Raw genomic sequence first — 20,642 nt, 5'->3', positions numbered from 1 at the left:
AATGCGCATCATGACCATTGGGCTATTGGGAGCCGCGCCGATGGCGCTCGGCCTCGCCGCAGCCCCTGCGGCGGCACAAGGCATCCCGGTGTTCGATTCCTCGACCTACCTCCAGACGATCTCGACCGTCACCAACACCGCCAAGATCATCGACCAGGGCGTGCAGCAGATTGAGACCGCGCAAAACCAGCTCAACTCGCTGCAAAAGCTCACCAACATCAACTCGGTGGCCTCGAACCTCTCGGACAGCTCGGTCCGCAACATCCTACCCACCACCACGATGGACGCCGGCACGCTGTTTGGAGGCGATCTGTCCAAGATCGGCTCGCTCAGCTCGTCTGCGTCCAGTATCCAATCGCAATACCTGCTATCGGGAACATCGAGCGCGGATGCGGCCTACAACCAGGCGCTCAAGGACGCGACCGGCTCGGCCGCTGCGACGGCGGCCTTTGGCGAGAACACCCTGGCGGTGTCGCAAACCCGAATGGCGGGTCTCCAGACGCTTCAAGCCAAGCTCGACACCGCCACCGACCCCAAGGACGTGATGGACCTTCAGGCGCGCATCGCGGCCGAACAGGCCCAGCTCCAGAACGACCAGCTCAAGATGCAGGCGCTGCAGATGGCGCAGTCCGGGCGCAACCAACTCGCAAATGCAGCAGCGGTCACCGCTCGCGCCGCCTACAACTCGACTCTCTACGACGATAACATCCTGAGGAAATGACGATGAAAAAGTGGATTGCTCTCTCTTTCCTGCTGGGAGCGGCCGCGTGCAGCAAGCCGGTACAGGTGCCGACCGAAGCCGAGTTCGAAGCGAACCCCAAGATGCTGTCGGACTGGATGCAGAAGTGCACCAAGGGCGAATACAGCAACCTCGATATCGAAGAGCAGAGCAAGATGTGCGGCTCGGCGCAGGCTGCCTCCAACGCCCTTCTGCAGAAAGCCAGGGCGAAACAAAACGCCAAGCTCTTCCAGTAATCTTAACCGTCGAGGTTTGGCGCCATGAGCCTGATGATCACATTCACGTCGATGTACGGTTATGTCGAAACCGCCATCGACACGGCTGTTTCAAGCTTCGGATCGGGCCTCGTCAGCTTTGTCGCCGCGCCTCTGGGCGTCGCCGCTACGATTTACTTCCTGCTTCTTGGGTTTGCAGTTCTGCGCGGAGCCATCCAGGCCCCGCTGCGCGAACTGGTATTCCAGGCCGGTAAAGTCGGCTTCGCGCTCGCAGCGGCCAGTGCTGTTGGCTACTCAGCCTTCGTCGTCAACGTGGCGACCAACCTCCCAACTGAAATCATTGCGGCCGGATCGGGTACAGCGGTCACCAACCCGGGCACGACGTTCGACACCTATGTCTCGGACACCAACAAGATCGCCCAAATCATCTCCGATGAAAACGACAAGGTTCAAAGCCAGACGGTCGGCCTGACCGACATTGATCTCGCAGCCGAAAAGCTTTTCGCAAATTTCGTCGCGTTCCTCGCGATCATCGTCCTCTACATCTTCGCTGCCCTGTCGGCGGCCGTCGGGTTCTGCATCGTCATCTTCGCAAAGCTGGCCGTTGCGATTTGCGTGGCTCTCGCCCCACTGGCCCTGGCCTGCCTGCTCTTCAATTCCTCGCGCTGGCTGTTCGATGGCTGGCTCAAGCAAACGGCCAATTACATCCTGCTCATGGTGGTCATCGCGATCATGACCAAGTTCATTACAGGCCTCGAGCAACAGGTGATGGACGACATCATGAGCGCCGTTGGTGATGGCAGCATGTTCATTGCCATCAGCGGAGGCAGAATGGTTCTGAACGCTGCGGGCATCGCGATAGGCGTTCTGTCCTGCGTCATCATCTACATCGTGGGAACTGTATTCTTCTTCCAGTCCCCCTCGATCGCGGCGGGCATCGCCGGTGGCGCCTCGTCGGGAGGACACGGCTTCCTTCAGACTGGTGCGAACATCCTGGCCAATCGCCTCATGTTCCGCCGCATCGCCAATTCACGCCCGTCTGCGCCTGCGGGTCGCGCAGGCGGCACCGCCACGCGAACATGAGGTCGCCTGCGAATGAGTTTTGAACGCCCCTAACGCGGCACATTGCTGACGGAGTTTTTATGAAAGCGCTGATTTTCACAGCGTTGGGTGCGCTTGCACTCAGCGGATGCACCGGGAGTCACATCAAGCCGCCTGCCGTTTGCGACGGCAAGCACCGGCGCCCGGCCAACATGTACGGGACGGTAATGCCCAATCTGCCCGTGCCGCTCCCGCCCTCTCAGAGCGGCGGGTGGCCCGCCACCCCGGCATCGAGCCCGTCCAGCGACACGCCGATTCCGCCCGAAGCGCAAGACGCCGCAGCCGCCGCCAGCGCTGCGACCCAGGCAGCAAAGCCCACACCCGCTCTCTCGCCGCGCGACAAGCGCGAGATCGAGCTGTCCTACCTTCCCTGCTCATAAGGAAACGTCTCATGGCCCAGGTCAAAGCCGCCGACAAAGGCACGTACCTCGAAAGCGCACGGACCTTCGAATACGACCGGATGCGCGCGGCCATCCAGTCCCGGCGGGTGGCCTGGACGGTCGCTGGCTGCGCCTGCGCCATGGCGCTAGTCGCGACTGGCGCTGTCGCCATGCTGGCACCGCTGAAAACGGTCGAGCCTTATGTGATCCGCGTCGACAAATCGACCGGAGAAACGCAGGTCGTGACTGCGCTCAAGGGCCCGCAGCCCCAGACTTATGACGATGCGGTCAACCGATTCTTCGTGGCGCAGTACATTCGCCTACGCGAAGGCTGGCTCGACGATGCCGCGCGCGAGAACGCCTATGCGGTCATGCTCATGAGCGACAAGGCCGAAGGCTCGCGCTACCTTGGTAGCGTCAAGTCGAGCAACGAGAAGGCCCCCTCCAACATCTACGGGGACAAGGGCTTCGTCTCGATCCACATTCGCGCGATCAGCTTCCTGAGCCCGACCGTCGCGCAGGTCCGCTACGCCAAGCTCCTCACGATGGGCCAGAACACGCCCACGGCGCAGAACTGGACCGCCACCCTCACCTTCAAGTTCACGACAGCGCCAACGCTGGAGAAGGACCGGCTGATCAATCCGCTCGGCTTCGAGGTCGTGAATTTCCACTCGGACCCGGAGACCTGACATGAGCGATGCGCCCAAGACGCCCGAAAGCGGTGACAGCCCCCCTACGCCCTTCCTCCCCGTCCTTCGCGACAAAGTCGCCCGGCGCCTGTCGCCTGTAGACACCAAGGTCGCGCTCACCTCATCGGGCGCCAGAAGCCCGTTCTGGCGCGGTATCGACGCGATCTGGCGCAAGCTGGTGACCTTCAGCCTCGCCGGCACCGTCGTCGTTACACTCGCGCCTCATGCCAGCTTTGCGGCCGAAACGCCCGTTGCAGGCGAGAAGGACGCGCGGGTGCGTACGGTCGATTACGATCCCGACCAGGTGGTGACGGTCGTCGGCCAGTTCCGCCACGCAATCGAGATCCAGTTTGGCGCGGGCGAGACGGTCACCCAGGCCGCCCTAGGCGACACGATCTCCTGGCAGATTGCACCGGTCGGCAATGTCGTCTTTCTCAAGCCCCGCGAAAAGGCGGCCGGAACAAACCTCATCGTCCTCACCCAAGAAGCCGGGATGACGCGCACCTACCACTTCAACCTGGCGCTCGGCACCTCGGCCACGATGTACGGCATTCGCTTCCACTACCCACAAGCGGAGCAGGCGATGAGCGCCGAGCAGGCCCAGATGGCGCAGGTTCAGGCCGCACAGGCCATGCAGAGCCGGATCGTCAAAGCTGCGCTCGATCATGCGGTGATCGAGGGCAAGCGCAACTTCAACTACACCGAGCAGGGCGATGCCTCGCTGCAACCGAGCGAAATCTCCGACAACGGCGAGTTCACGGCGATGCGCTTTCCCGGCCACGCCGACATTCCCTCGATCTTCGCCGTCGACGTGGACGGGAGCGAGACGATCGTGCCCTACGACGTGCGCGACGACTTCGTGGTGATCCACGCCGTCTACCGCGAACTGCGCCTGCGTCGGGGCAAGGCGGTCCTCGCGATCTACAACGAGGCCCCGCCCCGCAACGATCGCGCCGAACGCACGGGCACTGTCTCCAACATCGTCGAACGCAAAGTGAAAGGGCAGTAACATGGCCGAGAACGTCATTGATCGCGGCGGTGAACTCGCGCCCGCCGATTCCATTCCCGAGGAGACCGGATCGCCCGCTGGTCGCAGTGGCACCAATTGGGGCAACGTCGCCTTCGTCGGGGCCGGTGTCGGCCTGATCGCAACCATTCTTGGCATCATCATCGGCTACGGGGTCTTTCACGATGCCGGCTCGGCGAAGGCGGCCGAGGAGCCCGCGCAAGCCAGCCAGAAGAGCGTCGATGATGTGGTGGCCTCACCCACCGCGCAGCGTGCGGCCCTCGCAGGCCAGCTCGGGCAAGCCGGCAGCCCCCAGACCGATGTCTTTGGCCGTCCGGTCCTTGAGCAGCAGACCACCGACGCCAACGGCAATCCCGTCCCTGTGTCGGGCGAGACGGCCAGTGGCGAGGAAAGCCTGGCCCAGAAGCGCTATGAGGAGCGCCTGAAAATGGCTGACGCCGCACGACGGGCCCCGGTCATGGCCTATCAGGCCAATGGCCTCACAGCGTCCACCTCCACGGCGTCGCCAGCGGGGAGCGCAGCCGCTGCGGGTAGGCAGGCCCAGGAAAGCGGGCCGCGCAACTTCGGCGCCAGCGGCTTTGGCCCGCCCTCGGATGATGACGCAGGCACGGGTTCGGGCAGCAAGGGCTCGACCGACTTCACCGACCAGCTCGGGCACGCGAAGATCGAGACGGTTCGTGCCTCGCTCATCAAGAACCGCGACTTCCTGCTGAGCGCCGGCACGGTTATTCCCTGCACGTTGCAGACCGCGATCAACTCGACACAGGCCGGGTTCGTCTCGTGCGTCATCAACCACGACGTCTATTCCGAAGACGGCCTCGTGATCCTGCTCGACAAGGGCACCAAGGTCCTGGGCCAATATTCTGGCGGCATCACGCAAGGCCAGGCGCGCATGTTCGTGCTCTGGACCCGTGCGCTCACCCCGCGCGGGGTCGCGATCGACCTTGGCTCACCCGCGGCCGACACGCTCGGCCGCTCGGGCATGTCGGGCGGGGTCGATACGCAGTTCTGGGCGCGCTTTGGCGCAGCGCTCATGATGAGCGTGCTCGAGGACGCCTCGAACATCGCCGGTCGCGCCGTCGCGAACGAAGGCACCTACACGACGCAGGTGCCCAGCGAGATGGGCAACACGATCCTGCAGGACAGCAGGAACATCAAGCCGATCCTGAAGAAGAACCAGGGCGACACCGCCGCCATCTTCGTCGCCAAGGATTTTGATTTCAGCCCGGTCTACGACCTCAAGCTGAGGCGCTGAGCGATGGCACACGTCTCTACGATCTACCAGCACAATGCAGCCCCGCTGCAACCGCTCCTCGATCGCGAGGACGTGACCGAACTGGTCATCAACGAGCCGGGCGTGATCGGCGTCGAAACCCGCAAGGGGTGGGAGTGGCATGAAGCGCCCGCGCTCGATCACGCCAGCCTCATGACGCTGGCCCGCCTCATTGCGGGCCTGACCAAGCAGGACATCAGCGAGGACTACCCCATCTGCTCCTCGGTCCTGCCGGGCGGCGAGCGCGCCCAGGTCGTGATCCCGCCTGCCATCGAGCGCGGCTTCGTCTCGATCACGATCCGCAAGGCCTCGAACACGGCGATGGATCTTGGCGACCTCGACCGCTCAGGGCTCTTCAGCGAAGTGAAGGCACACGGTGCCGCCAACGAGGTCGATGACGCCTTGCTGGCCTACCGGGCCGCAGGCGACTGGAACGGCTTCTTCAAGCTCGCCGTCGAGGCGCGCAAGAACATCCTGATTTCCGGGGCGACCGGCTCGGGAAAGACCACTTTCTCCAAAGCCCTCATCAAATTGATCCCTGACTTCGAGCGAGTGCTGACGATCGAGGATACCCGCGAACTGGTGGTCCCCCAGCGCAACCGGGTTCACATGATGTATTCCAAGGATGGGCACGGTCTGCAAAAGGCGGGCGCGAAGGAATTGCTGGAATCGGCGCTGCGCATGCGCCCCGACCGCATCCTTCTCCAGGAGCTGCGCGACGGCACCGCCTTCTTCTACCTGCGCAACGTCAACAGCGGGCATCCCGGCTCGATCACGACCGTCCACGCCAACACTGCCGAAGGCGCGCTCGAGCAGCTCACCTTGCTCGTCAAGGAATCCGAAGGCGGCAACGACCTCGACCGCCACGACATTCGCGCGCTGCTGCGGTCGCTCGTCGACATCGTGGTGCAGATGCACCGCCTTCCGCCCAGCGACGGCCGACCTGCCCGCTACCGGATGACCGAAGTATGGTTCGATCCGGCCGGCAAACCTCACGACTGACAACCCAAGGAGTGGCCCATGAGTGGCAAGATGGTTCGCAATCCGGGGGCGTCCCAACCGGGCGCCATTTCGTTTCTCATGATCCTGGGCCTCGTGGTAAGCGCCGCGATCGGCGCAATCACGGTGCTGTGGCGCGCGCACCTACTCTCGATGCAAACACCCTGGATGAAAGTGCCGGGCGCGCTCTGGTCGATGAAATCCATGCCGATCGTCTGGCAACCGTTTCTTCTGGGCTTCGCGATCAGCTTTGCCTTGTGCCTGGTCGGCGTCTTCGCCTCGATGTTCTCGGCTCAAAAGCTGCACGGCGAGGCACGCTGGGCGCGCTTTGGCGAGGTGAAGGATGCTGGGCTTCTCGCAAGCGCCGGCATCATCCTTGGCCGTTTCAATGCCAGGTTTCTGCGCTTCGGCGGGACCGAGCATGTCATGCTCGAAGCCCCAACCCGGGCCGGCAAGGGCGTGGGCGTCGTGATCCCGAACCTGCTGTCCTGGCCCGATTCCGTCGTGGTCCTCGATGTGAAGCAGGAGAACTGGGACCTGACCTCAGGCTACCGCGCCAAGGAGCTTCGCCAGAAGACGCTCCTGTTCAACCCGCTCGACGGGGAAGGAAGGACATGCCGCTACAATCCGCTCGGCCATATCGACCGCCGCGATCCCGTCGAAATCATCAACGAGTTGCAGAAGATCGGAGCCATGCTGTTCCCGCTCCCCCTGACCGGCGACAATTTTTGGGCCGAAAGCGCGCGCACGGCCTTTCTCGGCGTCTCAGCTTATGTCGCGGCCACGGTCGATGATGGCGAGGACGCCCTGCCCTTCACGATCGGCGAGGTCTACCGCCAGTTCGCCGCTGGCGATGCCAGGCGCCGCTTCCCGAAGATCATCAAGCAGCGCGAACAGGCCGGAAAGCCTCTCTCGGGCGCGTGCATTTCTGCGCTGCGCGACTGGATTTCTTCGTCGGACAACACCTTCACGTCCATTCGCCAGTCCGTGACGGCCAAGATCAACCTTTGGCTCAACCCTTATGTCGACGCGGCAACGGCCGAGAGCGACTTCGATCTGCGCCAGTTTCGCGACAAGCGGATCTCGCTCTACCTCGGCGTTTCGCCCGACGACCTCGAGCGGGTCGCGCCGATCTACAACCTGCTCTTCCAACAGCTCATCGACCTCAACGTGCGCGAGCTGCCCTCATCCGACCGGCACAACGTGCGCCTACTCCTCCTGCTCGACGAGTTCACCCGCCTCGGCCGGGCCTCGGTTATCGCCAGCGGCTTCAGCTATGTGGCGGGCTACGGCATCCGCCTCCTCCCCGTGATCCAGAACTTCTCCCAGCTCGATCACATCTACGGCGATAAGGTGGCCAAGGAGATCTCCGCGAACTGCGGCGTGCAGATCGTCATGCGACCCAAGGAGATCAACGACGCCAAGAACGTCTCGGAGCGCCTGGGCACCTACACCTTTCGCGCCAAATCCCGTTCGTTCGGCGCCTGGGGCCGCGGCGGCGGTTCGGTGTCAGAATCCGATCAGCGCCGTGCGCTCCTGCTCCCGCAAGAGCTTCTCTTGCTGCCCGAAAAGGACCTGATCGTCCTGCGCTCGGGCATCCCGCCCGTCTACGGCAGGAAGATCCGGTACTATCAGGAGAAGGACATGCTCGCGCTGACGAAGGTGCCGGCTCCGGCGATGCCGACGATCCGGCCCGACCCTTCCGTTCCGGCGCGAAGCCTTCGCGTCATCACGGCTGCGGAGGCGAGTGGGGAAAGCGACGCGGTAATACCCGGAGCCAGCGCCAGGCCTCTAAACATGCCGGTGGTCAAAGCGCTTCAGGCGACAGCCAATCACGCCCCCCGGCAGACGGCGCACATGTTGTTCAAGGACCTATTTTCCGTGATGATCCCAACAGCCTGATTGGGCCGGTTGCGGACTGTCGCGTTCGGAGACGCGAAGGTAGGAAAGCTGCCCATCGCAAAAGTTGCGTCCGCAAGTGTGCCTTGATCGTTTGTTGACGTTCAGCACTCAACATTCTGCTCCCCTGTGCAGGCTGCCCCCACCATCGATATTTATCGCAGTTGTCCGCAGATCCTTTCCCGCAAATCTGCTTGTCCTTCTCGCCTTTTCTCTGTCAGTTCGAAGTCGGTCCGTTTTAAGATATTTCAGTTTTGGGAGAATTCATGGCACTAGACGAGAAAACCAAGAAGCTGCTCAAACTCGTATTTAGTTACGATGCTGAACGTGCAGATCGACTTCGGGACCGGAAAAAGCTGCTCGCACACTATACGACTGCAGACACCGCGATGAAAATCCTTTCCGGTCGCACAATGTGGCTGCGCAATGCCGGTGTCATGAATGATTTCCTTGAGATCGACTTCGGGCGGGCCGCAACGGAGACTACAATAAAGGGTGATCTCGGTGCCAGGCTGTACGAGTTCCTCGACGGCATTTCCGATCACTTGGGCGCGCGACTTTTGGATCGTCATGAAGGCCATCGTAAGCATGCCCGTGAAACTGTGTTTATGTCGAGCCTGAGTGAACACGATCCAAATGATTTATTAGGACGACTTTCAATGTGGCGCGCCTACGGCGGGCCAGTTGCCGGCGTCGCGCTATTGTTTCGTCATGAGGTCATCACGACTGAACTCGATATCGACATGGATTTGATCACTAGCCCCGTGCTGTACGGCGGAGCAAAGGAATATGCTGAGCAATTCGAAAAGATGGTCCAAGGGTTGGAAGCTGAAAAAGACTTTCTTGCCGAATTTGATCCCGAAATCTTGCTCGATGTGACTGCTCTTGCCCTGCAAATGTCTATGCTTTCGCTAAAGCATCCTGGCTTTGAGGAAGAGCAGGAGTGGCGGGTAATTCATCGCCCCTACGAGTTCAGCTCGAGCCGCCTTCTGCCACAGACGATCACCATCGGCGGCATCCCCCAAGCGGTCTATGAATTACCTTTTCACAATCCTGGGAAAGACGCACTTTTCGATATTCCACAGCTTGACCTCAAAGAAATCCTCGCTGGAATAATAATCGGCCCATGTCTGTATCCGGAAACCGTTTTTCGCGCCTTCAGAGACCAAATGGTTGCATTGGGTCAGGGCAATCCGGTCATTCACGTGTCCCATATCCCGCTGCGACAGAAGTGGTGAGCGCCCCAGATCTTCGTAACTGCCTACAGATCAGCTGATATTGCATTTTCGAAGATTGGACCAATTACAGTGGGCTGCGAGTGGCCGCTCCTTGAGGTGGAAGGCAAGTTCCCGATTGGCTGGAATGGGCGCATTTCAGAAAATGCGCAGGCGCAAAGCGCTAGCGTATATTTGAGGGCATAGCGTGGATGGTACGCCAAACAACGATAAGATCGAACAATCAGCGAACACTTGGGCGGCGCAGCTATTTGGCTGCGGTTGCTCAACCCCTGATCAATAAACGCATTGAGGCGGCATGCAGGGCATCCCGGACAGCTTTCCGAATTGATCGGATACACGAGTACGCATGGCGGTGAGCGCCCGCGCTAAGTCTGGGGTCGAGGTGCGTAGCTGGGCCAGGTATCGGGCACGATTGGCTGAGATGCGCTGAGCTCGTTCTGCCTGGGCGGCTTGCGCGGCGGTGACCGCTGGCTTGGTTGCGATGCTGAGTGCTGACTGACCCTCAAACTGCCGGACGAGTAGAGCGACTAGCGTCTCGGCATCAGGGGGAAAGTCCGCCAGACGGTCTTGCCTAGTCACGTCGGGCTCACCACTTGGCCCTTCCTCGTTCACCAACGTCACGACCCATCCCTCTGTCTCGATCCGCCAGCGGACGAGAGCATCGTCGCTGGCGAAACTAAGGCGGACGTTGCCCGTCGTGGTCGGCATAAGCGATGGTATCTCGGGAACGGCGTACAATGTCGCATCCAGTGCCCAGGTGCCGAAGCGTTGTGTGGGCGCATCTTCCTGCCCAGGGAAAACACGGAAGGCGGCGAACTCGCTGTCTTGATGGAAAAAGCCCTCACCATGCGTCAGCGTGGCCAGCACCTTGCCGTCGCGGTCTACAAGCTCGGATCGACCATCCTCGGTGACTTGGGCCTGACCCATGGCGTCGAAATTGTATGTCGAGGTGAAGCGAGGCGGGAATGCCCACTGTCCATCGGCATGGATGAATCCTGCGCGTTCGCCTTCCTTGGCTGCGGCAAGACCCTGATCGTCGAAGCCGCCGACCTGCGAAAATCTTGCCGGGATGACGATCGCGCCTGTCTTGGCGTTGGCGAAACCGTAGCGAGCAGTTGCCATATCCTGGAAACGGACAAGCCCATTGGGACTGACGCCCCAGGCTATTATCCCCGTTGGGAAGCGGGTCACTATCGCGCCCTTAGCATCTATATAGGCGACCTCGCGTGGTCCGAGCGCGACGCGTGCGAGGCCGACGGGCGCATCAATCCCACCGTCCGACGGATCACCGGTGAAACTGCCTGCAAAGCTGAAACGCTCCGGAATCACGAACCGGCCGGTGTGGTCAATATAACCCCAGAGCGACCCGTCTTTTCCGTAACCGCCGGTAAGTGTCGCGGGAGCAAGGCCGTTGGCAGCAAAGTTACCGATTCCACCAAAACGCATCGGTATTATTTCACGTCCAGTGCGGTCGATCGCACCGAAACGACCGGCTTTGCTGACCCCCGTCAGCGCCGCACCACGGAACGGCCGAATGATGTCGTAGCGTGGTTCCACCACTATACGTCCTGTCCGGTCGATCATGCCCGCAGACAAGCCAAAACCATCTTTGTCGCGTACCTTGACGATCGCGAGCCCATCTTCATCAAAGGCCTGCGCGCCCGCAAAGCGCGGTTCTATCACAACCTTGCCAGCTTCGTCAGCATAGCCCCATTCGTCGCCGATCCGAACGGGTTCAGGGCCATGAATAAACAAGGCGCGGTCATGAGCAGCATCGCCTGTTTCGTCGAAAATGAGGCCGGTAGTCGCGCGCGTGCGGAGATTGAAATATCCGGCTTTGCCTCCGCGTCGTACAGCTACCCAGTCACCGCGGAAGAGGGTGGATCCAGCTTCCCACTTGGCGGGTTCGACTACCTGCCCAGTACGATCGACGTATCCGGTTAGGGGCACACGCCGCAGTGTCTGCGCTTCTCCCCCAGTGGAAACCAGGAAAGCGACCGCGAGAGCCAGACGTTTCATATTCCTCCTCATAAGAACATGGCTCATGCTGGCCGCGCGACGCCGAGCCGTTTCATCTCCCGATACACCGTCGACCTCCCGATGCCGAGTTGCCGTGCTGCTTCGGTCGGCGAGATGCTCGCTTCGATCAGTTTGATGGCCGCATCAACCTTGGCCATATCGAGGGGCTGACGCCCAGGTTGCCTACCCTTAGCGCGCGCGGCAGCGATGCCGTCCCTGGTTCGCTCGGAGATCAGGCGCCGTTCGAAATGGGCAATGGCCCCGAACACATGGAAGATGAGTTCGCCGGCGGCCGACGATGTGTCGATCTTCTCTTCAAGACTCAGGAGCGCGATGCCCTGGCCGCGAAGCGTCTCGACCGTTGTGAGCAATTCGGCCAGCGAGCGCCCGAGCCGGTCGAGACGGACCACCGCCAACGTGTCGCCCTTGCGTGCATATGCGATCAGCTCGACCAGACCGGGACGCTCCATGCTCTTGCCCGACATAACGTCGGTGAACACCTTGATGGCCCCAGCCTTCTCCAGACGCATGGTCTGGCCTGCCACGTCCTGATCGCCGGTGCTGACGCGGGCATAACCCAGAATATCGCCCATGCCATGCGTCTCCCAAACGGTCGTTCTGTGGACGCTCTGAAGCCCGACCGCTTCGCCCCGTCCAAATCCGTCCACATACTATGTCTCTTTACTCATGGCTGTCCATAGGCCCAAATGACCTTTTGTGGACGGGAATCGGCATGACCAGGCGCAAGCATCAACTCCTGACCGAGAGCGAGCGCGACCAGATCCTCGCCATCCCGACCGACCGCGACCATCTGGCCCGGCTCTATAGCTTCGAACCTTCCGACATCGAGATCATCGGCGCGCGACGTGAGCGAGGGAACCGGTTGGGCGTCGCGCTGCAACTCGCCCTTCTGCGGCATCCCGGCGTCACGCTCGCGCAGTTGGTACGCGACAGGGGAGCGATTCCCCATGAACTCGCCGCCTTTGTCGCGGAGCAACTCGGCCTGCGCGTAACGGATCTGGCCGACTATGCCGCACGGGATCAAACGATGACGGATCATGCCCGTGAGTTGGCGGCGCGATTGGGCCTTCGGGGGCCGACCCGGGCAGATATTCCCTTCATGATCGAGGCGGCCGCGAAAACGGCATGGGCGACCGACAAGGGGATGACGATTGCGAACGGCGTTATCTCCGCCCTTCGCGAGGCCAGCATTTTGCTGCCGTCCATCTCCACCATCGAACGCGCCAGCAGCGCGGGACGCGCGCGTGCCCGCAAGCAAACCGCCTATGCCCTGATCGCCGATCTCAGCGTCGAACAGGTCCACGCCCTCGACCAGATCTTTGACGATGCCGGCGGCATGAGCCAGCTCGCCATGCTGAAGACGATCCCCGTCGCGGCCAGGCCCGATCACATCCGCCTGATTCTCGACCACCTTAGGCAAGTGCGAATGATCGGCATTCCCCCGGACGTGGCTGGCCGCATCCATGCGGATCGCTTCCGGCAATATGTCAGGGAGGGTCGTGCTTCGCCGGCCTATATGATCGAGCGATATATCCCCTCCCGGCGACGCGCCACGCTGGTTGCGTTTCTGCTCGACCTCGAAGAACGGCTGACGGACAGCGCCCTGGAGATGGCGGACAAGTTGATCGGCAGCATCTTCACCCGCGCGAAGAACGCTCAGGCGCGTAGCTATGCCACCACATCGAAGAACGTGGCGCGGCTGATGCTGATCTTCCGCAGGACGATCGACGCGCTCACCGAGGCGGTCGACACCGGCGAAGATCCCATGGACGCGCTGGACGCATCGGTCGGATGGACAAATCTCCTGAAGGCGAGGCCGGAGGTGGCCTCGATCGCGGAGACCGCCAGCCTCGACCCGCTGACAGTTGCGGCCGATCGCTACGCAACGTTGCGCAAGTTCGCGCCCGACCTGCTTGAGGTGCTTGAGTTCCACGCCGGGAAAGGAAGCGCGAAAACGATCGCCGCCATCGAGATGCTGCGCGCCCTCAACAGGTCGGGCAAACGCGATCTGCCTGCCGACGCTCCGATGCCGTTTCGCAAGGAATGGCGGAAGATCGTCGTGGGTGTCGATGGCAAGATCAACCGGCGGCTCTGGGAGATCGCGACGATCGCGCATCTGCGCAACAAGTTGCGATCCGGGGATGTCTGGGTGGAACGATCGGCAGGGTATCGCCGGTTCGACAGCTACCTGCTCAGCGAACCGAAGACGAAGCCGATCGTGTCCATCCTCGGCTTGCCGCCGACTGCCGGCGAATGGCTCGAACAGCGAGGGCGCGAGCTGGACTGGCGGCTGAAGAAGTTTGCCCAGCGCCTGAAGCGCGACACCCTGGAGGGTGTGCGATACCGCGACGACCGCCTCCAGATATCCCCTGTTCGCACGATCGCGACGCCCGACGCCGAAGCGCTGGCCGACCGGCTCGATGCGATGATGCCGCGCATCCGCATCACCGAGCTGCTGCATGAGGTGGCCCAGGAAACCGGCTTTCTCGCAGTGTTCACCAATCTGCGCACCGGCGAGCCGTGCCCCAATGAAAACGCGCTACTCGCCACCATCCTCGCCGACGCGACCAATCTCGGCTTGTCGCGCATGGCCGCCGCGAGCCAGGGCGTGACGCGGGATCAGCTCCTGTGGACCCATGACGCCTATATCCGCGAGGACAGCTACCGCGCGGCGCTGGCTGTCCTTATCAATGCGCACCACCGCCTGCCATTTTCGCGGATTTGGGGAGATGGCACTACGTCCAGCTCCGATGGCCAGTTCTTCAGGGGCGCGACGCGCGGCGCATCGGGCGGCGACATCAACGCCCGCTATGGCGTCGATCATGGCTTCAGCTTCTACACCCATGTTTCCGATCAGCGCGCGCCCTACCACGTCAACGTGATCTCGGCCGCGACGCATGAGGCGCCCTATGTCCTCGACGGCCTCACCAGCCATGGCACCGATCTCAGGATCGTCGAGCATTACACCGACACCGGCGGGGCAACCGATCATGTCTTTGCCCTGTGCGCGATGCTGGGATTTCGCTTCTGCCCGCGCCTGCGCGACTTTCCAGACAGGCGGCTTGCGCCGATCGCGCCGGCTACGGCCTATCCGTCCATCACCCGGCTGTTGGGCAAACGTATTCGCACCGACATCATCGGTGAGCAATGGGACGACGTGCTGCGCCTCGTGGGGTCGATCAGGGCCGGCCATGTCGCGCCATCGGTCATGCTGAGAAAGCTCGCTGCCTACGAACGACAGAACCAACTCGACGTGGCGCTACAGGAAATCGGCAAGATCGAGCGGACCCTGTTCATGCTGGACTGGCTTGAAAATCCCGATCTGCGCCGGCGCTGCCATGCGGGCCTCAACAACAGCGAACAACGTCATGCCCTGACGCAGGCGATCTACACATTCCGCCAGGGCCGTATCATCGACCGCAGCCATGAGGCGCAGCAATATCGGGCGTCCGGCCTCAATCTCGTCATTGCTGCGATCGTCTATTGGAACACGATCTACATGGAGGCTGGCGCTCAACATCTCCGGTCATCATCGGTCGCAGTGCCTGATGGTTTGCTCGCCCATACCTCCCCTGTTGGTTGGGAGCATATTGCTTTCTCCGGTGATTTCCTCTGGGATAGAGCCGCCGCTTCCGCTGGCCGCAAGGCACTCAATCTCCCACCGGATAGCCGCGTCGCCTAGGCGTTCGCTGATTGTTCGCTCTTAGCGTTGTCTGGCGTACCTTCCACGCTATGCCCTCTATTTGGGTCCGATTCACGGACCGCTTCCAACTCGAAATCTTCCCCTATTGCCCGTTTCGGCGCCTGGCTCACCGTTGCGGGTTGCCGCATAACAACCTGCCCACGCGACAACTCCTCACCGATTTTTTTCGTGAAGTTGCACCATCAAATCGTCGACCAGATCGGGGGCGTTTCCCTCAGTCAAAAGACGCACCCGAGTGCGAGCCATATAGTCGATCGCACCGGCGAGTTCAGCGTCGCCCTGCAGGGCAAAGCTATCGCCCGCGCGCCAAAGGGCTGCCATGTCGGCGATACGCGCCTGCTTCGACAAGGCTGAGGGATCTCGAAGGGTGGAAAGCGCGCGCACAGCGGGCAACTTGGCACCGCGCGCCTGTAGCTCCTCGCGCGTGATCGCAGCCAGACGAAATCGCAGCACCCGAACGTCGACGGGCTCCGTGGGGGAGGGAACATACTGAGCCTTCAAAACCTCGGCCAGTTCGCCCGTGGGCGCCCGCTTCACCGCTTGCCTCCAGCGTACCAGGGCCGGATCACTCGGCGCGCGCTCGGCCGGTTGCAGATACGCAAATCGCTCGAGCACGGGATGATCCGCGACATCGTCCGGAAGCACGCAAGGCCGTCCCGATGCTGCAGCGTGGGCAAGAGCCGCCAGCTCCGCTGTGCGCTGGAACATTTCGGTCTGAAACGCGCGATCCTCCCCTTGCCTGGCGAGAACCATCTCCAGACCAGGCAGAGCATCCGTGACCGGCGCCAAGCCCGCATCGATTTGATCGAGACGCGCCAGAATCGCTTCCTGCCGATCGGAAATCGCGGAGACTTCGCCACGTAACAAGGTAATCGCGTCAAGAATGGCCGCCAGTGCCAGTTGGGTACCCTGCTCGCTCATCGCGACGGCCCATTCCTATCCTTCGAACGATCACGCTCGCGCTGAGCACGATCCAGCTCATGGGCGTTGCGGGACAATTCATCCATGCGACGAAGAGCCTCGCTCGAGCTGGCATCCTGTTCGCTGTTGGAGAGCCCGCTCCACCGGCTTGGCGGCGCACCATCCGTCGAGCTGTCCATATCCAAGTGCGCAGCATCGCTCGCCCCCGGACGCCCGCCCCCTGCCTTTTCGTTGATCCGCCGCGTCATGTCAGCGGAACGCTTGATCGCGAGCGCCACAGGATCATCCAGGGTCTGATCCGGATCTTGGCTACGCGCCCCCCGGCCAAGCCGCGCTGCCCGCTCCGAGTTGCTTTCAGGCTCAGGCATCGTCTCGATGAACTTCGATAGCGTCTGCGCCGTCACCTGGTCGGAGAGCGAGGGAGACGAAGACAGTTCCATGATCGATTTGGCGTAGGTCTGCAAAACCGTCGCATGGCGATCGGCGAGGACCTGCCTAACGGGATCGACAGCGCCTCTATCGCGGAACCTCTGCGCACGTTCGGCGCGGCTCTTGTCGATCCGCGGAACCTGCCCCTTCTCGCGCATCTTCTTCGCCGCGATGGGCTCATGCGTAGGATCGATCCCGCGAGCCCGTGCCGGGGTCGCGTTCGCCTCGATCCCGCGATCGCGCAGCTTCTGCGCAAACCGCTGGCGATACCGAAAGAGGTCATCACGGTTCGGATGAAAGCGCCGCCCATCGTGATCGCGACGTGCAATTGTCAGGTGAACATGCGGATGACCGCGGTCGACGTGGAGGGAGGCAACCCACGATCGGTTGGCAAATTCCTCGCGCGCAAAATCGAGCGCTGATGCCTTCAGTGCTTCAGGGTCGGTCGCCGCTGGCATCGAAAGAACCATCGAGATCGAGGTTGCGCCCTTGCGCCGATCATCGCCCCCGACTTCCCACTCCTGCCAATCCTGGGCGAGAATGCGCATGTCCTGACCGTCACGAAGAACGTCGCCATCGCTCGTGTAGAGAGGCACCTGGACCTCCTCACCATGCCCCAGGCGGCTGATGTAGGAGAAGTTTGCCAGGACATGCCCACCGCCATGCTGGCGCCCGGTAATGCGCACGACGACCTCCGGCGCTCGCCGGGCCGTGCGTTCCATGGTGCGAATGGCCCGGCCAGTCGCGGACGCCGAAGTGCTGCCTCCAAAAGCGTGCTTGGCCTGCGCGCTGGGCCAGTTCTCGTTTCGCGCTTTGGACGGGGAGGAAAGCATCGAAGAAACCGCGAAAGCCAGGATGGTGCCGCCCACTTTAGGAGCCGATGCCTTCCCGCCGCCGCTCCCGGCCTTGCGCTTCTTGGGCGGAGCATAGACGCCCGCAAGACTGTCGAGCGTACCGGATGAGAAGCGAAAGCTCATCCCTGCCCGTCCTCGTCCTGCGCCTTGTGGGCCTCAATCCAGTACCCGACCTCGCCGCCAACATAGGAGGAAAGCTCGCGCCGGGTTTTGAACACCAGCGCCTTCAGGTCGGCGCAGGTTTCGAGAAACTGCGCGGCCACACGATGCATTTCTAGACGGCTCTCAGGCTGGTTCGCCGCGTTCATCGCGTGCACCGCCTGGTTGATGTTTCGGCCGATCGCGAGGATCTGTTTACGCAGCTTGCCAAGTTCGATCTGGCTCACCGGAGCAAGTCGCAGCGCCCCTGCCCTGTCCCACAGCGCCCACCGTAAGGTGCGCTTGATCCATTCGTTTCGGGTGAGGTGCAGCGGCCCGGCCACGTCCTCGATCGCTGCGATCTCGTGGCGATGGAGGCGGACAGTGACGCGCACATAGTCGTCGGGGCGGCCCCTGCTCTGCACCTCAGTCACCGGCAGATTGTCGTTCTCGGATGACAGCGCCGCGCGCTGCAAGGTGCTGGCGATCCACGACGCACGGCTCTGTCCCTGGGCGATGGCGAGACGATCGATCTCGGCCACCAGCTCGTCAGACATGCGCGTACTTACGATCATCAACCAAAAGCCCCGTGCAGCGGCGCCAAACACCAAATGTTTACATTGGTGCTAGTTGGCATATCCTGCCATATCCAAATAATAACCCTCCTTACAACAAAGACCCTTCCCTCTCAAGGAAAACCGCCAAAAAACGTGGAAGCAGAAGTGAGACGTTAAACGGGCGCGTTACGACTTCTCCTAGCGCGCACCAGGCGCACAATTTTCAGGTGAGAATGAGCGCCCTTTGCGCACGTCAATGTGTGCGAGATTTCAGAAGTACAGTCTGGAAATCCGAACCAACTTGAGCCATGATTCCTTTTGTTCTTACCCATCTTTCACCGGAGTAAATCATGGCTCGGCCCGCTGCTAAGACCGATGATCTGACCGCAATCGAAGCTCGGCGCGAACAGCTCAAACGTGAACTGGCAGAACTCGATGAGCGCGCCAAAGCCGCAACGCTCGCAGCGAAGGACGCTGGGCGAGAGATCTTCCTGTCAGCGCTCGGTCGAGTGAAAATCCCGGCCATGGATCGGAGCCAGGCAAAAGCGATTGCAAAGGCGATCGAAAAGCATGGCGGCGAAAGCATCGTGCGCCACCTGGATGCACTAGAAGCAGCCTAGGCCTCCTCGGCTTTGGGCCGTTGCGAAGGGATGCCACGGCATGGCCGCGCTATCATTCCTCTGGTTCCTAACGGGAGTTTTCGTGATCCCGTTCACGGCAATCTTCACGTCCGTCCGCAAGGCGTTTATGCTCGCAGCGGTGTGGTCGTTACCGTTCGTTGCCCCCCATATTTGGCATGACGTGAACCAGGACGTGGCTACAATTTACAATGGGATTGGGGCGCGACCCGGAACACAAAGAGCCGAACTTTAGGTTCCGTTCCGCGCACCCAGATGGCAGCCTAAGCGGCAGTTTGTGTCGGCATGAACATGATCGAATTCGGCAAGAACGCCTGTTCGCTATCAGTCGCACCGATAAGCTGCATCAGATCATGAATTAGGACCTCGGCAACACCAGGCCAGTTGGCTGACAACCCGAGTACGTTGTCGAGGGCCCTCACCTTCTGCGCGACATGCAAAAGGTGCGTTCCGGGCGTTAGGATCAATGCGCGAGCGGCCGCTTCGTGTGCATCGACAGGTCCAGGCGGGAGGTCTTCCCCCTCAGCTCCGGCTCGATCCATCACGCGGCGCATCTCCGCACACGTATCGCGGTAGCGCCCTAAGGCTAAGTCCCATTCGGATTCGCGTGGACGCAAATACCCAGCTAGGTCGTTTTCAGTCATGAATCGCAAAGTCCTATTTTGCGGTTGTGATCAGAGGACGATGGTTGGGTGCAACCGACCGTCGTCCTCGCTGCGTGATTGTTAGCCCCGCCCCTTGCTTACGAGGTACGCGGACCAAGCTTCCTCAATCAGCACGCCTTGGGTAACCCCCCTCCGCTGCGCCTCTGCTGAAATTTCATCAGCTACGTTGGGAAGCACTTTGGCGTGCACCTGGCCTGTCCGCGGACTTTTGGGGCGACCACGTTTACCCCCGGCTTCCCGCTGGACGAAGCCATGTTCGGCCGCCGCCTTGTCGACTGCTTCTACACGGCTTTGGTCGGCCTGCTTTGGCCGCGTCTTAAGGCGCCCAACGTCGATGCTGAAAGGTTTGTCCTCAGGCATCAGCCCCCTCCCCGGTCAGTCTCTCAAAAACAGCTTTCGCGAACGCCGAAGCGTTCTCTTGTGCGTTCTCGATCTTGCCCTGAGCCGGCATCGAGTAGAGGTCACCGCCGAACTCGAAAAAGCTTGAAAATGCCGCACGTTCCATCAGCTCCGGCTTGATCACGTCAACACCCTGATCAAGCAACGAAGCTTCAATCCCCGAGTGCTGCTTCGATCGGACAGCCTTCGTCATGGTGAAAACGATGGCAAACGGAATGGACCGGCCTAATGCCTCTTCTTCCTCTTGGATGAGCGCGATGGTTCGCGCCCCGATCATAGCATCAAGGGTCGTGGCACGCATTGGCGTGATCACGAGGTCGGCCTGGGAGATCGCACGCGACATGAGGCGCGATGCCACACCCTCAAGGTCAACGATCACAATCTGCCCATCACGGTCGTGCTCGCGAATGGTCTTGATAATGTCGGATTCGGTAATGTCGGTGAGTACCTTTATCCGGTCTGGCACATCCCCACGCGATGCCCATAGGGTTAGCGACTTGTTAGGGTCACAATCGAGCAACGTCACCGGGACACCAGCATGAGCCAGTTCGGTCCCCAGGATTACGGCAGTGGTGCTTTTTCCCGCCCCGCCTTTGGGCGACGCGATAGCTATGGTCGGCATTGTCTATCCTCGAACCGCTTGGGATTATCTGGTATTTATAATTACCGGATAATTGAAAACGGTTGTCCCGCTTACCCGGTTCTTCGGCTGACCAGATTTATCCAATTACCCGGTTT

Annotated in this window: 20 protein-coding genes; 12 read left to right on the top strand and 8 right to left on the bottom strand. The window is 61.4% G+C overall.

What is annotated here, in order from left to right:
- The first annotated feature begins 1 nt into the window (after position 1).
- From PP1Y_RS00175 to PP1Y_RS00130, 10 genes are all read left to right on the top strand, one after another.
- Positions 2-721 carry a type IV secretion system protein gene (locus tag PP1Y_RS00175; protein ID WP_041557922.1) on the top strand — a complete coding sequence of 240 codons (720 nt, stop codon included), beginning with the start codon at positions 2-4 and terminating at the stop codon, positions 719-721.
- Positions 722-723: 2 nt separating this feature from the next.
- Complete coding sequence (locus PP1Y_RS00170; RefSeq protein WP_148274749.1) at positions 724-975, top strand: EexN family lipoprotein; 252 nt, start codon at positions 724-726, stop codon at positions 973-975.
- Positions 976-1,008: 33 nt separating this feature from the next.
- Entirely contained in the window at positions 1,009-2,037 is a 1,029-nt protein-coding gene (locus PP1Y_RS00165; RefSeq protein WP_013836245.1) for a type IV secretion system protein, read from the top strand.
- Positions 2,038-2,096: 59 nt separating this feature from the next.
- The gene (locus PP1Y_RS00160) at positions 2,097-2,435 is read left to right on the top strand and encodes a hypothetical protein (protein WP_041557920.1); all 339 of its coding nucleotides are present in this window, start codon (positions 2,097-2,099) and stop codon (positions 2,433-2,435) included.
- Between the two features lie 11 nt (positions 2,436-2,446).
- Complete coding sequence (locus PP1Y_RS00155) at positions 2,447-3,124, top strand: virB8 family protein (RefSeq protein ID WP_013836244.1); 678 nt, start codon at positions 2,447-2,449, stop codon at positions 3,122-3,124.
- 1 nt (position 3,125) lies between these two features.
- Positions 3,126-4,133 (top strand): TrbG/VirB9 family P-type conjugative transfer protein, encoded by a 1,008-nt coding sequence (locus tag PP1Y_RS00150; RefSeq protein ID WP_013836243.1) that lies wholly within the window; start codon positions 3,126-3,128, stop codon positions 4,131-4,133.
- Between the two features lies 1 nt (position 4,134).
- Entirely contained in the window at positions 4,135-5,406 is a 1,272-nt protein-coding gene (gene virB10 / locus PP1Y_RS00145; protein WP_013836242.1) for a type IV secretion system protein VirB10, read from the top strand.
- Between the two features lie 3 nt (positions 5,407-5,409).
- Positions 5,410-6,426 (top strand): P-type DNA transfer ATPase VirB11, encoded by a 1,017-nt coding sequence (gene virB11, locus PP1Y_RS00140; protein WP_013836241.1) that lies wholly within the window; start codon positions 5,410-5,412, stop codon positions 6,424-6,426.
- 18 nt (positions 6,427-6,444) lie between these two features.
- Complete coding sequence (locus PP1Y_RS00135) at positions 6,445-8,325, top strand: type IV secretory system conjugative DNA transfer family protein (RefSeq protein ID WP_083835137.1); 1,881 nt, start codon at positions 6,445-6,447, stop codon at positions 8,323-8,325.
- A gap of 263 nt (positions 8,326-8,588) precedes the next feature.
- On the top strand, positions 8,589-9,560 hold the full coding sequence (locus PP1Y_RS00130) for a DUF2971 domain-containing protein (protein WP_013836239.1): 972 nt from the start codon (positions 8,589-8,591) through the stop codon (positions 9,558-9,560).
- A gap of 273 nt (positions 9,561-9,833) precedes the next feature.
- On the opposite strand, the gene PP1Y_RS24910 is transcribed toward PP1Y_RS00130, so the two are convergent.
- Positions 9,834-11,579: a WG repeat-containing protein gene (locus tag PP1Y_RS24910; protein WP_013836237.1), complete on the bottom strand. Its 1,746-nt coding sequence runs from the start codon at positions 11,577-11,579 to the stop codon at positions 9,834-9,836.
- A 23-nt stretch (positions 11,580-11,602) separates the two neighbouring features.
- Positions 11,603-12,172, bottom strand: coding sequence for a recombinase family protein (locus PP1Y_RS00115; protein WP_013836236.1), 570 nt, complete (start codon positions 12,170-12,172; stop codon positions 11,603-11,605).
- 140 nt (positions 12,173-12,312) lie between these two features.
- On the opposite strand from PP1Y_RS00115, the gene PP1Y_RS00110 reads away from it, so the two are divergent.
- Positions 12,313-15,282 (top strand): Tn3 family transposase, encoded by a 2,970-nt coding sequence (locus tag PP1Y_RS00110; RefSeq protein ID WP_013836235.1) that lies wholly within the window; start codon positions 12,313-12,315, stop codon positions 15,280-15,282.
- A gap of 174 nt (positions 15,283-15,456) precedes the next feature.
- Here PP1Y_RS00110 and PP1Y_RS24515 read toward each other — a convergent pair whose 3' ends face one another.
- The 3 genes from PP1Y_RS24515 to PP1Y_RS00095 are packed head-to-tail and all read right to left on the bottom strand — an operon-like array spanning position 15,457 to position 18,202.
- Positions 15,457-16,224, bottom strand: a complete 768-nt coding sequence (locus PP1Y_RS24515; RefSeq protein ID WP_013836233.1) for a hypothetical protein — start codon at positions 16,222-16,224, stop codon at positions 15,457-15,459.
- Positions 16,221-17,630 (bottom strand): relaxase/mobilization nuclease domain-containing protein, encoded by a 1,410-nt coding sequence (locus tag PP1Y_RS00100; RefSeq protein ID WP_148274747.1) that lies wholly within the window; start codon positions 17,628-17,630, stop codon positions 16,221-16,223. The genes PP1Y_RS24515 and PP1Y_RS00100 overlap by 4 nt, the downstream gene beginning before the upstream one ends.
- Positions 17,627-18,202, bottom strand: coding sequence for a hypothetical protein (locus PP1Y_RS00095; RefSeq protein ID WP_013836231.1), 576 nt, complete (start codon positions 18,200-18,202; stop codon positions 17,627-17,629). Before PP1Y_RS00095 ends, PP1Y_RS00100 begins: the two co-directional genes overlap by 4 nt.
- A gap of 350 nt (positions 18,203-18,552) precedes the next feature.
- Here PP1Y_RS00095 and PP1Y_RS00090 point away from each other — a divergent pair, with 350 nt between their 5' ends.
- A complete protein-coding gene (locus PP1Y_RS00090; protein WP_013836229.1) occupies positions 18,553-18,822 on the top strand; it encodes a hypothetical protein in 270 nt (89 codons plus the stop codon).
- Between the two features lie 281 nt (positions 18,823-19,103).
- On the opposite strand, the gene PP1Y_RS00080 is transcribed toward PP1Y_RS00090, so the two are convergent.
- The 3 genes from PP1Y_RS00080 to PP1Y_RS00070 all read right to left on the bottom strand — a co-directional run bounded on the left by PP1Y_RS00080 (position 19,104) and on the right by PP1Y_RS00070 (position 20,526).
- Positions 19,104-19,484: a hypothetical protein gene (locus PP1Y_RS00080; RefSeq protein ID WP_041557912.1), complete on the bottom strand. Its 381-nt coding sequence runs from the start codon at positions 19,482-19,484 to the stop codon at positions 19,104-19,106.
- An 81-nt stretch (positions 19,485-19,565) separates the two neighbouring features.
- Positions 19,566-19,865 carry a hypothetical protein gene (locus PP1Y_RS00075; RefSeq protein WP_013836226.1) on the bottom strand — a complete coding sequence of 100 codons (300 nt, stop codon included), beginning with the start codon at positions 19,863-19,865 and terminating at the stop codon, positions 19,566-19,568.
- Positions 19,858-20,526: a ParA family protein gene (locus PP1Y_RS00070; protein ID WP_013836225.1), complete on the bottom strand. Its 669-nt coding sequence runs from the start codon at positions 20,524-20,526 to the stop codon at positions 19,858-19,860. The genes PP1Y_RS00075 and PP1Y_RS00070 overlap by 8 nt, the downstream gene beginning before the upstream one ends.
- Positions 20,527-20,642: the final 116 nt, after the last annotated feature.

The sequence above is a fragment of the Novosphingobium sp. PP1Y genome (assembly GCF_000253255.1).
GTDB lineage: Bacteria > Pseudomonadota > Alphaproteobacteria > Sphingomonadales > Sphingomonadaceae > Novosphingobium.
Note: the sequence above shows the minus strand (reverse complement) of the source record. Positions and strands in the feature narration are given on the sequence as shown.